The 13,121-nt window shown below is 61.8% G+C and carries 14 protein-coding genes; 6 read left to right on the top strand and 8 right to left on the bottom strand.

What is annotated here, in order from left to right:
* Nucleotides 1–40: 40 nt before the first annotated feature.
* Genes OSA81_09630 through truA form a run of 6 tightly spaced genes read right to left on the bottom strand, consistent with a single transcriptional unit; the run spans nt 41 to nt 5,920 of the window.
* The gene (locus OSA81_09630) at nt 41–721 is read right to left on the bottom strand and encodes a phosphatidylserine decarboxylase family protein (protein MDE0899266.1); all 681 of its coding nucleotides are present in this window, start codon (nt 719–721) and stop codon (nt 41–43) included.
* The gene (locus OSA81_09635) at nt 718–1,659 is read right to left on the bottom strand and encodes a phosphoribosylaminoimidazolesuccinocarboxamide synthase (GenBank protein MDE0899267.1); all 942 of its coding nucleotides are present in this window, start codon (nt 1,657–1,659) and stop codon (nt 718–720) included. Before OSA81_09635 ends, OSA81_09630 begins: the two co-directional genes overlap by 4 nt.
* Entirely contained in the window at nt 1,652–3,097 is a 1,446-nt protein-coding gene (gene purB / locus OSA81_09640; protein ID MDE0899268.1) for an adenylosuccinate lyase, read from the bottom strand. The genes OSA81_09635 and purB overlap by 8 nt, the downstream gene beginning before the upstream one ends.
* The gene (locus OSA81_09645) at nt 3,098–4,489 is read right to left on the bottom strand and encodes a trypsin-like peptidase domain-containing protein (protein ID MDE0899269.1); all 1,392 of its coding nucleotides are present in this window, start codon (nt 4,487–4,489) and stop codon (nt 3,098–3,100) included.
* Between the two features lie 4 nt (nt 4,490–4,493).
* Nucleotides 4,494–5,150 (bottom strand): fructose-6-phosphate aldolase, encoded by a 657-nt coding sequence (gene fsa, locus OSA81_09650; protein MDE0899270.1) that lies wholly within the window; start codon nt 5,148–5,150, stop codon nt 4,494–4,496.
* Nucleotides 5,147–5,920 carry a tRNA pseudouridine(38-40) synthase TruA gene (truA, locus tag OSA81_09655; protein MDE0899271.1) on the bottom strand — a complete coding sequence of 258 codons (774 nt, stop codon included), beginning with the start codon at nt 5,918–5,920 and terminating at the stop codon, nt 5,147–5,149. The genes fsa and truA overlap by 4 nt, the downstream gene beginning before the upstream one ends.
* A 138-nt stretch (nt 5,921–6,058) precedes the next feature.
* On the opposite strand from truA, the gene trpD reads away from it, so the two are divergent.
* Nucleotides 6,059–7,099 carry an anthranilate phosphoribosyltransferase gene (gene trpD, locus OSA81_09660; GenBank protein ID MDE0899272.1) on the top strand — a complete coding sequence of 347 codons (1,041 nt, stop codon included), beginning with the start codon at nt 6,059–6,061 and terminating at the stop codon, nt 7,097–7,099.
* Nucleotides 7,100–7,126: 27 nt separating this feature from the next.
* Here the strand turns inward: trpD and lexA are convergent, their stop codons facing one another.
* Entirely contained in the window at nt 7,127–7,735 is a 609-nt protein-coding gene (gene lexA, locus OSA81_09665) for a transcriptional repressor LexA (GenBank protein ID MDE0899273.1), read from the bottom strand.
* A gap of 59 nt (nt 7,736–7,794) precedes the next feature.
* Here lexA and trpC point away from each other — a divergent pair, with 59 nt between their 5' ends.
* Genes trpC through trpA form a run of 5 tightly spaced genes read left to right on the top strand, consistent with a single transcriptional unit; the run spans nt 7,795 to nt 11,691 of the window.
* Nucleotides 7,795–8,613 (top strand): indole-3-glycerol phosphate synthase TrpC, encoded by an 819-nt coding sequence (trpC, locus tag OSA81_09670; protein MDE0899274.1) that lies wholly within the window; start codon nt 7,795–7,797, stop codon nt 8,611–8,613.
* 7 nt (nt 8,614–8,620) lie between these two features.
* Nucleotides 8,621–9,295, top strand: a complete 675-nt coding sequence (locus OSA81_09675) for a phosphoribosylanthranilate isomerase (GenBank protein MDE0899275.1) — start codon at nt 8,621–8,623, stop codon at nt 9,293–9,295.
* On the top strand, nt 9,292–10,482 hold the full coding sequence (gene trpB, locus OSA81_09680; GenBank protein ID MDE0899276.1) for a tryptophan synthase subunit beta: 1,191 nt from the start codon (nt 9,292–9,294) through the stop codon (nt 10,480–10,482). Before OSA81_09675 ends, trpB begins: the two co-directional genes overlap by 4 nt.
* 7 nt (nt 10,483–10,489) lie before the next feature.
* Nucleotides 10,490–10,912: a hypothetical protein gene (locus OSA81_09685; protein MDE0899277.1), complete on the top strand. Its 423-nt coding sequence runs from the start codon at nt 10,490–10,492 to the stop codon at nt 10,910–10,912.
* Complete coding sequence (trpA, locus tag OSA81_09690) at nt 10,909–11,691, top strand: tryptophan synthase subunit alpha (GenBank protein MDE0899278.1); 783 nt, start codon at nt 10,909–10,911, stop codon at nt 11,689–11,691. The genes OSA81_09685 and trpA overlap by 4 nt, the downstream gene beginning before the upstream one ends.
* 14 nt (nt 11,692–11,705) lie before the next feature.
* On the opposite strand, the gene OSA81_09695 is transcribed toward trpA, so the two are convergent.
* A partial coding sequence (locus OSA81_09695; protein ID MDE0899279.1) for an NFACT RNA binding domain-containing protein occupies nt 11,706–13,121 on the bottom strand: 1,416 nt, incomplete at its 5' end.

Here is a 13,121-nt window from a genome sequence, read left to right on the forward strand (position 1 = left end):
CCCGGGGGGGCATCATTGGAGGGTTGTTTTTGACGAGCCATCAGTCCGAGGCCGCCTTCTGTCGGGCGATCGCGCTGGCGCCCACGGTGACGCGGTCCCCGACGGAGCACAGGATCTCCCAGTGCATCGGCAGAAAGAGGTCGACTCTGGAACCGAAGCGGATGAGGCCGAACCGTCGCCCACGCTGGACCTGGTCGCCCTCTGCCGGATCGGTAATGATGCGACGAGCCACCAGCCCCGCAATCTGCCGTACGAGCAGCTTCCCGTAATCCGTCACGATACCCAATGACGCCATCTCGTTGTCCTCGGACGCTTTGTCCGCCCACGCCACCGCATAGGCGCCCGGGCGGTACACCTTCTGCTCGACTGTTCCCGTCACTGGAGAACGCTGAACGTGGACGTCGAAGACGCTCAGGAAGATCGAAATTTTCTTCGCGGGACCATCAATGAAGGTGGTCTCTTCCACGTCTTCGATCCGGATGATTTTGCCTTGACCCGGGGAGACCACCAGTGTTCCGTCGTCCGGGAGTGCCGGCTCAGGATCCCGGAAGAACCAGAGTACGAAAATCGCCAGGGCCGACGCCGTCCAGGCCAATGTGGTCAAGGCCATGACCGGGAGGCCATCAGCCCCGGCCACGCCCATTATCAGGGTTGTCCAGCAGGTGCCCGCGAGAAGCCCCCCCGCAATTGCGAATGGGTATCCCTCCCGGGCAATCTTCACCGATCGTTCCCGAACAGGGGCGGTACGTAGTCACTCAAGGCGGTGCCCGTCAGTCGCTCGAAGACGTCGGTGTACCGATCGGAAGCGGTTTTGACGACTTCGGCCGGCAGATCTGGCGGCGGTGGATTCTTGTCCCAGTCCAGAGTCTCGAGCCAGTCGCGGATCGGCTGTTTGTCCAGCGAGGGCTGTCCTCGGCCGATGCCGTAGCTCTCCTTTGGCCAGAAACGCGAGGAATCTGGCGTAAGCACTTCGTCGATTAGGAGGAGTTCACCGTTCTTGTGACCGAACTCGAACTTCGTGTCGGCGAGAATGATGTCGCTCTGTTCGGCTACATCCCTGCCATAGCCGTAGATCTCGATCGACAGATCGCGGAGTCGGTTGGACAGCTCCTCTCCGAGAATTTCCTTCGTCTGACTGAAGGTGATGTTCTCATCGTGCTCACCGACCTGAGCCTTCGTCGCGGGCGAGAAGATGGCCGGGTCGAGGCGTTGACTTTCCTGGAGGCCTTCAGGTAGAGCTTCCGACGCCAGGGTTCCGCTCTCCCCGTATTCCTTCCAGGCTGAACCCGAGATGTATCCGCGGACCACGCACTCGACCAGAACCGGATCCGTACGGTGCACGAGCATCGCCCGTCGAGCCCATGCGTCACGTGACTCCGCGAGGTGTGGATACCGGGCGATGATCCGGTCGGGGTCGACCGCGATAAGGTGATGGGCGAGTCGGTCGTCCAACTGCTCCAGCCACCATGCGGTGATCAGATTCAGTACCTCGCCCTTGTGAGGGACCGGCTGAGGTAGGACAACATCGAAGGCGCTTACTCGGTCGCTCGTGACCATGAGTAGCGTTTCGGCATCGACCTCATAGACGTCGCGGACCTTCCCGCGGTGCAGGAGCGTAAGGCCGAGTTCCGAGCTGTGGACGGTTTTTTGATCAGACATGCAGGTCGGGGCTGTCCAGGTTCAGGATCTGACTTTTCTGTCGTTGGAGAACGGGCCCTACGTCCCGTTCGAGAAACCGGGTGACCTGCTCGGGCGCGCGACCGACGAAACGCAGCGGGTCGACCATGCCTGCGAGGTCATCCGCGCTGAGTCCGAAGGCGTCGTCTCCGGCAATTCTGTCGAGCAGGTCGGCACTTGCACCCTCTTCCTTCATGCGTCGAGCGGCGGCCATCGAGTGCTGTCGAAGGAGTTCATGCAGCTCCTGACGATCGCCTCCACGTGACGTCGCGTGCATCAAGATCGTCTCTGTCGCCATGAAGGGAAGATGCTCGGCGAGATTCCTTTTCACGACCTGTGGATTCACGATCAATCCACTCGATACGTTTTCGAGGAGGACGAGACATCCGTCGAGCGCTAGGAAGGCATCGGGCACAGAAATGCGTCGATTTGCCGAGTCGTCGAGCGTTCGCTCCAACCACTGTGTCGCAGCAGTGAATGCCGGGTCCTGCGAGAGGACGATGACGTGACGGGCGAGCGCGCACATGCGCTCCGCGCGCATGGGATTCCGCTTGTACGGCATCGCGGATGACCCGATCTGCTCGGCCTCAAAGGGTTCCTCGACCTCACGGAGGTGGGCCAGCAGCCGGAGATCGTGAGCGATCTTCGACACGGAGGCCGCGACTCCTGCAAGCGACGCTTGCACCGCGTAGTCGACCTTTCGCGCGTATGTCTGCCCGCTCACAGGATACGTCGATTCAAATCCCATCCGCCGACCGACTGCAGAGTCCAGTTCATCGACCTTGTCGCCAGCCCCTTCGAACAGCTCCAGGAATGACGCCTGTGTTCCGGTGGTCCCTTTCACACCACGGAACCGTAGAGTTGCGATTCGGTGGTCCAGTTCCTCCAGATCGAGGAGTAGGTCTTGAATCCAGAGCGTCGCTCGTTTTCCCACGGTCGTGGGCTGAGCCGGCTGGAAGTGGGTGTATCCGAGAGTCGGGAGCGAGGCATGCTCCTCAGCGAAGGCTGAAAGCGCCTCGACGCAACGAACCACTCGGGTCCGGATCAGCTCGAGGGCGTCCCGATGAAGGATGAGATCAGTGTTGTCGCCGATGAATGCGCTGGTCGCGCCGAGGTGGATGATCCCCTTAGCTGCCGGCGCATCATCTCCGAACAGATGGACGTGTGCCATGACGTCGTGGCGGAATCGACGCTCGTACTCGGCTGCCTTTTTGAGGTCGAGTTCGTTGACTGCCGCACGCATTTCGTCGAGTGCTTCAGCCGAGATGGGGATGCCGAGTTCGGCTTCTGATTCGGCTAGAGCGATCCAGAGTCGCCGCCAAGTTCCAAAGCGGCGACTGGGTGAGAAGACGCTCTGCATTTCGCGAGACGCATAGCGATCGCAGAGGGGATGCACGTATCGGTCGAGCGTGTTATCCACTCAGCCTCTCCAGTAGAGGTTGGTTGTGCCGTAGCTACCGTCCCGCTCGATATAGAGGACGATTCGTCCCTCACCTCGTAGCGAGTCGAAAAATTGTGCTGCATCGTCCGCATTCCGGATCCGGGTGCGATTCATCTGCATGATGACATCGCCCCGCCGTAGACCGAGGCGGCTCGTAATTTCGGTTGAAATATTGTCGATCAGCGCGCCATCGCCGCTCACGAGCCCTCGTTCGAGCTGGATCTGAGGCGTGACACTGATCAACTGGACGTCGCGGAAGAGCGTGACTCTCTCTGCGGTCACCGACGGATAGGCGACCGCCGAGAGCAACACTTCCCGAGCCCTTCCTTCTACTCGCAGGTTCAGCGCGTCCCCGGCTCGGAGGTCTAGTAGAACGCCTTCCCAGTCGAGCGGTCCGGCAAGCGCGTGCCCGTTCGCTTCGAGTAACATGTCGTTCTCCGTGAGGCCTGCCGCCGCTGCGGGTGATCCTGCAGCGATACGCGCGACGCGAACACCTCGCCGTCGACCCCAGGCATCAGCCTCAGCCGCCGCGATATCCAGTCCGACGAAAGCGCGTAGGACTTCACCGTGGCGAAGGAGGTCCTCGGCGATCTGAAGGGCACGGTCGATGGGAATCGCAAAGCCCAGCCCTTCACTACCACCGCTGCGCGAAATGATCGAAGCGTTGATCCCGATCACCTCACCGGCCGCGTTCACCAGGGCGCCCCCGGAGTTTCCGGGATTGATCGCGGCATCGGTCTGGATCATTCCGAAGTAAAAGCCTTCTTCGTCGGAGGATGGCGTGATGTTGCGATTGACTGCTGAAATCACTCCCGCCGTGACCGTTGGCTCACTGTCACCCACGTAGTTCCCGAGAGGATTCCCGATCGCGATGGCCCATTCGCCGATCATGAGTCCTTCCACAGTCCCGATCGGAGCCACAGGCAGATCTTCGACCCGAATGCGTAGCACGGCGATATCTGCGACCGGGTCCGTGCCGATCAACTCTGCGTCTGCGTCTCTTCCTCCGGGGAGGGTGACCTGAATCTGGGAAGCGCCTGTGATGACATGGTGATTTGTGATCACTATGCCGTTCTCACTTACGATCACGCCCGAGCCAAATCCAGCGCTGCGCTGCTGAGCTCCTGGCGGCAAATATCTTCGATCCCATGACGAGCGAGGACGCACGTTCTGAGTCCGAAGAACGTTCACGCTCACCACCGCCGGAGCCACCCGTGCCGTGGCTCGCACGATCGCGGTCAGGCGGCTGTCATCGAGGTCCTGTAATGGCGCACGGAACTCTTGAGCATCGGTCGAATCAGGCGCGCACCCAGTAGCGAGCGCCCCGAGGAGCACCAGTGTGGCGGCGTGTATGGCCGAAGGGTGACTCACACGATCAAATCGCTGTGCCGGCGGCATCCCAATCCTTGAGGAAGCCCTCGAGGCCCTTGTCTGTGAGTGGGTGCTTGCTGAGCTGCCAGAGTACCTTGGAAGGGATCGTGCAGCAGTCCGCACCCATCAGCATCGACTCGACGAGGTGCATGGGGTGGCGAATCGAAGCTGCCAGAATCTCTGTGTCGTAACCGTAGTTGTCATACACCTGACGAATCTGGTGAATGAGCTGCATGCCCTCCCCGGAGATGTCGTCGATGCGCCCGACGAACGGGGAGACATATGTGGCACCGGCCTTCGCGGCGAGGAGCGCCTGTGACACCGAGAAGCAGAGCGTCACATTGGTCTTGAAGCCCTCTGTAACCAGGTCGCGGCAGGCCTTAAGACCGTCCTCTGTAAGAGGTAGTTTCACAACGGCATTCGCGTGGATTGCGGCGAGCTTTCTCCCTTCGGCAACCATCGTGTCGCGGTCGAGCGCGACAACCTCGAGACTGACGGGTCCGTCGACGGATTCGCAGATTTCCCGGTACATCTCGGTCACGTCCCGGTTCTCTGCGACCTTCGCCACGAGCGAGGGGTTCGTAGTGATCCCGTCGATGAGCCCTGCATCGGCGGCGCGGCGGATCTCATCGAGATCGGCGGTGTCGAGGAAGATTTTCATTCTTGGGATGTGCTCCTGGGGTATTCGACGCGGTGGAGAAAGAGTCCTGCTGCGGGAGCCGGTGCGGATGTCACCAGATCCGGATCACAGGAGAGTAATCTAGCCATATCGTCGAGAGGGCGACGACCTCGGGCGACATCGACCATAGTGCCCACCAGGTACCGCACCATGTGATGGAGATATCGGTCTGCGGAAATCATGAGTCGGACTCCGTGATCCGTGTCTGCCCATGTCGCATCAACGACGTCACAGCGATAGCCTCGCTCGGGTTGCCCGGCCTTTGCGAAGCGTTCGAACGAGTGTTCCCCGACGACGATGTTCGCCGCAGAGTCCAGCCGCCCTCGATCGACGGGGGCTGAGACAGGCCAGCACCACCGACGATGGAAAGGGGAGGGCGCCACCGGCGATAATCCCACCTCGTAGCGGTACGTGCGCTTCTGGGCGTCATACCGAGGGTGAAAGTCCGCAGCTGCTTCAGCCGTGGATTCGATCCACACGTCGGGGGGAAGCACCGCGTTCATGGACTTCCGAAGCGTAGCGGCTGTCCAGGAGATCGGCATGTCGACACATGCGACCTGGCCGGTGGCGTGGACTCCCGCGTCCGTGCGTCCTGACCCAATGATCGGGCAGGGATGGTCCGCCAGCCTACTGAGAGCCGCTTCAAGGTCACCCTGCACCGTCCGATGGTCGGGTTGTACCTGCCATCCGTGGAACGCGGAGCCGTCGTAGTGGACGGTGAAGCGGAAGCGGTTTTGAGTGGGAGTAGTCACCGCGAAAAGTTAGATCGGCCCTCGCCGAAGTCAAGCAACGCCAGCGACGCCATGATTGGACGAAAAGCCCTACGTACATTAGTCTTTTCGCCTTCTCACCCGTGCAGGTAATCTTTCCCCCTTCGAGTCCAGCGCCTCATGAGTATCGATTCGAAGGCGACAGCGTTTAAGGAAATCCTCGAGACCGTTGCGGATGCCGAGGACTTGAGTGCCGGGCAGGCGGAAGTGGCTTTCGATTCTTTTATGGACGGATCCGCGACCGAGATTCAAATGGCTGGGCTGCTCGTGGGGCTGCGAGCGAAGGGCCTGTCCCCATCGGAAGTAGCGGGTGGGGTGCGGGCGCTCCGGAAGGCCATGATTCCGGTCACTTCGGCTGATCCCAATTCGCTAGTAGACACGGCCGGCACCGGTGGTGGGAGCGTCACCACCTTCAACATCTCGACCGCGGCGGCCTTCGTTGTGGCGGGAGCCGGCGCACCCGTGGCGAAGCATGGGAACCGGTCTTTCACGTCCAGAAGCGGGAGTGCCGATGTTCTAGAGGCACTCGGTGTACGGATCGACCTCAATGCTGATCAGATGGCGAGCGTGCTAGAGGAAGCGGGGATCGTATTCATGTTCGCCCCGCTCCTGCACCCGGCGATGCGGCACGTTGGCCCGGTTCGACGTGGCCTAGGCATTCGAACAGTCATGAATGTCCTGGGCCCACTGACGAATCCGGCTGGGGCGCGCCGTCAGGTGATCGGTGTCGCGGACGAATCACTCCTCGACCTGTTGCCACACGCACTGCGAGAACTGGGGCATCTCAAAGCGCTGGTGGTGCACGGGGCGCCTGGCATAGACGAGGTCAGCCCAATGGGCTCGACGCGGGTCGCCGAGCTCTCGGGGGGGGAGGTGAGGCAGTATGTGCTCGACCTGGCAGAAGTCGGAATCGAGCCAGTGGAGGCCGCAGGCCTCGCGGGGGGTGAGCCCGACGAGAACGCAGCGATCGTCGAGCGGGTCCTGAAAGGAGAAGGCGGCGCTCCACGAAGCGCGGTCGTGGTGAACGCAGCGGCGGCAATCCTGGTCGCTGACCTGGCCGAAGGCTGGCCGGCTGCCTGCCTTCTGGCGGAGACCGTGCTGGATCGTGGGGATGCAGCCGCAGCCCTCGAGCGGCTCAGGAGTGCAACGAACCGGATCTAGCTCAGCACCCGCATCCCCTGAAGTCGTTCAGTACTTCCGAATCACTCCGACCACGATACCCTGAATCCGGACGTCGTCTGCCGCGGCGAAGATGGGCTCCATCGTCGGGTTTGCGGGCTGGAGGCGAATTCGGCCGTCGGCTTCCCGGTAGAGCTTCTTGACGGTCGCGGCTTCACCGGAAACGAGGGCGACCACCATCTGGCCGTCCTCGGCACGATCCTGAGCTTGCACGACGATATAGTCACCGTCCCGAATCTGCTCTTCGATCATCGAGTTGCCCTCGACCCGAAGCACGTAGTTGTCACGCCGCCGGCTGATCATATCAGGGGGTACGGCGAGCGTCTCGGTATCCTGGATCGCCTCGATGGGGAGTCCGGCCGCGACAGATCCGAGAAGAGGCAATTCAACGACTGACACACTGGCGTCTCGCCCAATCATCTCGATGGATCGGCTCTCGTTGTAAGACTTCCGGATGTATCCTTTGCGCTCCAGATTACTCAGGTGCTCATGCACCGTCGCGAGGGAGGAATAGCCGAAGGACTCAGCGATCTCTTCGAAGCTCGGGGCGTAGCCCTGATCGTCGATAAAGGACTCGATGTAATCGAGGATCTCTTTCTGGCGTTTCGTGAGGGGCATTGTGCCCTCCGTTCGTCCGGTGAATACCCGAATAGGAACCGAATCACATTACCCGAACGTTGCCCGAAACACAAGGACACGACTCGCTTCCTGGCATCCTCGCCAAGATCGTTGAGACTAAATGGAACGAACTCGAGCTGTTGCGCGCCCGAACGGATGAAGTGGAGAGCGCCATTTCGACAGCTCGACCGCCCCGTGACTTCCGGGGTGCGCTGGTTGGTGGCGGTCACGTCTCTCTCATCGCCGAGTGCAAGCGCCGGTCGCCCGGAGCTGGCGCGATTCGTGAAGGACTCGACCCGGTTGAGCTGACCCGTGGCTACGAGGCTGCGGGCGCGACGGCGCTGAGTGTTCTCACCGACGGGCAGTACTTCGGAGGCTCTCTCGCCGACCTCTCCCGGGTATCCTCTTCTGTCACCATCCCGGTGCTTCGGAAAGACTTCACGCTTGGCACGCTTCAGGTCATGGAGGCGCGCGGTGCCGGCGCCGACGCCGTTCTCCTGATTGCGCGTATTCTGGACGACGAGACGCTTTCACGGCTTCATACAGCGACGACCGCTCTGGGCATGTCGGCGCTGGTCGAGGTGCACGATGAGCGGGAGCTCGATCGCGCCATGTCGATTGGGGCAGATCTGATCGGAATCAATAATCGAGATCTGTCGACCTTCACCACGGATCTTGAGACGACAATCGACCTGCTCGACCAGTTGCCCGTCGACGTGGCCGTCGTTTCGGAAAGCGGCATCGGGTCCGTGGACGACGTGGAGCGACTTGGACGGGCGGGTGTCGATGCGATCCTGGTTGGAGAGACCTTGCTACGCGCTGATGATCCAGCTGTCGCGGCTGCTTCGTTCTCAGGGCTGACCCAGGCGCCGAGGTGACAGGCTTGTGACCCGGGCCAAGATCTGTGGCATTACCAATGCCGATGATGCGAATGCCGTTCAGGCAGCCGGAGCCGATTTTGTTGGATTAATCCTGTCTGACGGGTTCGCCCGGAGCGTCCATCCCGCACGGGCGGCCCATGTGGTTTCGGGGATCGCCACACCGCGGGTTGCAGTTCTGGTGAACGAACCGCCAGCCGAGGCGTTGGTTCGTGCACAGAGCATCGGAGCCTCCGTAGTTCAGTTGCACGGCGATGAGCGGCCGGAGTCGGTGGCTGCGCTGGGGGCCCTCGGAGACTGGGAGGTGTGGAAGGCTGTTCGGGCACGCTCCATCGATGACGTCTTCCGGGCGGTCGATATCTACGGCGAACTGGTATCCGGGCTTCTTGTAGAGGGATGGAAAGAGGGCGTCGTCGGCGGGGCCGGTGCGCTCGTCGAAATTGATGCCGGAGCTCTGCGAGCTGCCGTTCCCTCAGCTCTCACATTCGTTCTGGCTGGGGGCATCGTGCCGTCCGAGGTTGCCTCGACTATGGCACGCTTCTCCCCGGACGTTATAGATGTGTCGTCGGGGGTCGAACGATCGCCCGGCCTTAAGGACCACGAACTCGTCACAGCATTCATCAAGGAAGCACACAGCGTGTCCGAAGCGATGACAAACAGGCTCGAGGCAGGGCAGGCATGACCGCGGACGCCGTGTCCGACCGTTTCGGGATCTTCGGTGGGCGTTACGTGCCCGAAACGCTGATCCCGGCCCTCGACGAGGTGTCAGAGGCGTATCGAGTCGCGTCGCACGACCCGGCGTTTGGGGCTGAGTTGCGAGACCTCAGCCAGAACTTCGTTGGGCGTCCGACTCCTCTCTATCACGCGCGGCGTTTGGGGGCCTCGATCAGGCACGATTCTGTGTGGCTGAAGCGAGAGGACCTGAATCACACCGGCGCCCACAAGATCAACAACACGATCGGTCAGGCCCTCCTCGCCCGGCGCATGGGAAAGAAGCGCATCATCGCTGAGACAGGTGCCGGGCAACACGGGGTGGCTACGGCTACAGCGTGCGCACTCTTCGATATGGAGTGCGTCGTCTACATGGGCGAAGAGGACATCGAGCGACAGGCACTCAACGTCTATCGGATGGAGCTTCTCGGGGCGGAGGTGCGTCCGGTGGGGTCGGGTACTCGCACGCTTAAGGACGCAACCAACGAGGCGATCCGTGACTGGGTTACCAATGTCGTATCGACTCACTACATCATCGGTTCTGTCGTGGGCCCGGACCCATTTCCACGCATGGTGCGAGATTTTCAGTCGGTGATTGGCCAGGAGGCGCGTGTACAGATGCTAGATCGGACAGGTCGACTCCCTGAATGGGTTGTCGCCTGTGTCGGGGGCGGCTCGAACGCGATGGGGATGTTCCATGCGTTCGTGCCGGACGACGGCGTTGATCTCATCGGCGTGGAAGCGGGAGGAGATGGGGTCGAATCGAACCGTCACTCGGCCTCGCTCGCCGCCGGATCGCCGGGTGTTCTCCACGGCTCTCTCAGCTATCTTCTGCAAGATTCAGATGGTCAGGTCTCGCCGGCCCATTCGATTTCTGCTGGGCTGGATTATCCTGGGGTCGGACCGGAGCATTCCTCCCTCAAGGATTCCGGGCGTGCGCGCTATTCCTACGTTACGGATTGCGAGGCATTGAACGCATTCCACAGTCTCTCGGAACTGGAGGGTGTCATTCCTGCTCTGGAGTCGGCGCACGCCGTGGCGTATGTCCTGCGAGAAGGTGCCTCCGTTGCCGGTCCCATACTCGTGTGCCTATCCGGCCGTGGCGACAAGGATGTCGCTCACGTTGCCAGGACCGAGGGCCGCGGCAGCCCGATTTGATCGCCTGTTGACTGCCGTTACCGACACCACGGGGGCCGATGACACGGACCTAGACTGGGACGAGGAGAGTCTCCCTGTCGAACTGGTTCGGTCTCTCATCGTTACACTGGGCAAAGCCTTCCACACCTTCCAATTGTACGACGAAAACAACCCCGTGCGGCAGCGATTCGTCGATACGCTGAAGAGTGAGTTTTCCCGACTCTGGTCCGAGCTCGACAAGCTTGTCGTAACGATCGACGAGGACCACATATTCTTCGGTGATTCGGAGGTCTGTCGCTCCAAGTCACGGAATGACTCACTGGCATTCCCGTTTTCCAAGGACGGAGTGCGGGAGGTCCCCTTCCTGCCGGGGCGTGCGCTACATCAGATCATCAAGACGACGGTCCCGCAGAAATACGGTATCCGCGTAAGCGACTATCTGATCACGTGATCGCGTCCGCATTCGCAGCGCGCCGGGCCGAGGGCCGGGCGACACTGGTCCCGTATGTCACCGCCGGGCATCCGGACGTGGGATCGACCGTCGAGCTGTTGACCGCGATATCGGATGCAGGAGCGGACGTACTCGAGGTTGGTGTTCCGTTCTCCGACCCTCTGGCAGATGGCCCGACGATCCAGAGATCGTCGTTCGCATCGCTGGAGAGCGGGACGACCGTCCAGCGGGTGCTTGCAGACGTCGCGGCCTTTCGTGCGCTTCGCGACACTCCGGTCGTCTTGTTCACGTACCTGAATCCCGTACTGCGCTTCGGCGTCACCCGATTTCTTGCGGAGGCGAGCGCCGCCGGTGTGGACGGACTGCTGCTGACGGATCTCCCGACGGGAGCCGACGAGCAGATCGAAGACGCCATCTCGGAGTCGTCTTTGGACTTCATCCGACTTGTCGCGCCGACTACCCCACCCGAACGAATTCCTGAAATCGGTCGAAGTGGGAGTGGTTTTCTTTACTACATCTCTCGGACCGGAGTGACAGGGGCGAAGAGCGAGTTGCCGGAGGGCCTGGAATTAGAAGTACGGACGATCCGTGATGTCGTCGAGTTGCCCGTCGCCGTCGGGTTCGGGATTTCGACTCCCGATCAGGCAGCAGAGGTAGGTCGACTGGCCGACGGTGTCGTGGTCGGTAGTGCACTGGTCCGGACGCTTGACGAAAGCGGAATCGAGGCAGGGGAAAGCTTCGTAGGCGCTCTCAGGACAGCTCTGGACGCGAGCACGTAGGCCCGCAGCCTCGACTACTCTGACGCCTCGGCACCTTCGTCGAAGAGGCGCTCGAGAAGCATCTCGTCGGGCTCCACGAACAGGGTCTTCACCCGGTCAGGGACGACCGAGCCCGGCTTGGATCCTCGGGGCTTCCGTACGTGCTTTCGGAGGGTCCAGTCGACCGGAGCCGTCGCGGACGTGCGCGCTTTGGAATGCAAGGCGGCGAGAACTCCCGCTTCCTCCAGGTCCCGTGCAGGCGGATTCCCGGACGCTGGCCAGCGGAGAATCACATGGGCCCCTGCCGAGTGGCGTGCGTGCAACCAGATGTCGTTCGGCGCTGAGTGGCGAAACGTGAGATCGTCGTTGTGGCGGGCACCGCGCCCGACGCGGACCTCGAGGCCTCCCGTTGTCTTGAATCGGCGGTATGGCAGGGCCGCTTCCTGATCACCGCGACGCTGGGGGGGCGGGGCTGTAGGCAGCGACGCCTTTAGTACGTTCGCGTCGATGGAGCCGTCTCGTGTTCCTGAGAGCAATGCCTGCATGTGGTCCTGCTCCGTGATCGCCTGCTCGATGAGCCCAGGGAGTCGGCTTGCGGCACGCTCGGAGCGCGCCGCCCTGTCGTAGAAGCGTGCGGCGTTGTCGTGAGGCGCCAGCGCAGGGTCGAGCGCGATTTCGATGACCTCGCCCACGAAATCGGTCAGTGTGACGGTTGTCGCAGATGCAGGGATCTCACCGTAGCGGGCCAAGATCAGGTCTCCTGTGGCACGCAATTGGGTTGGCTCTTCCCGTTGGTCGAGCTGAGCTTGCAGGCGGACCACTCGCCGGTCGGCACGGGTCACAGCCTCTTCAAGCCGCGCCAGCAGTCCCGGTCCGATGGTCAGCGCCGCCGGAGCACCATTCTGGTCGGCAATCTCTACCGAGATTCGGAAGGCATCGAGCAGGTTGTCCGCTACGGCTGCCTCGCTGTCAGGCAGCCGGACAGGGTAGGGCTGGCTCCCCTGCTCGGAAGTGAGCACCCATGCGTTCTTTGGAAAGGAAGCCTTGGCCCACCCGCGCCAGAGAGCGTGGCCGTTCTCGGCGCCGCAAAGAGCCTTGGTGTTCAGAGGCGAGGTCCACGCGATCTTCCTCACGATTGCCTTTGGCCGGTCCGGGGCAGGGATCAGGCCAACGATGGATTCCCAGTCATCGGACGAAAGGTCTCCGCTGATTCCCTTGCGATAGGTGGGTGGGGGTGGAAGGTATGGGTGACCGATCCTGATCGGCCGACGCCCGTCTCGAGTCCTGAGAGCGTGCCGAACGGTCCGCTCCGGCCCCTCCGTTACGATCGCATTCATCTGGGTGCCCAGGACTTCGACGATCAGCTCGTGATATCCGGCTCCCTTCTCACGCGTCAGTTCGAAGGTCAGTAACCGCTCGTCGTCGGGCGCGTGGACCGAGCGAACACGAGA

Source organism: Longimicrobiales bacterium, assembly GCA_028823235.1.
Lineage (GTDB): Bacteria > Gemmatimonadota > Gemmatimonadetes > Longimicrobiales > Gaopeijiaceae > UBA2589.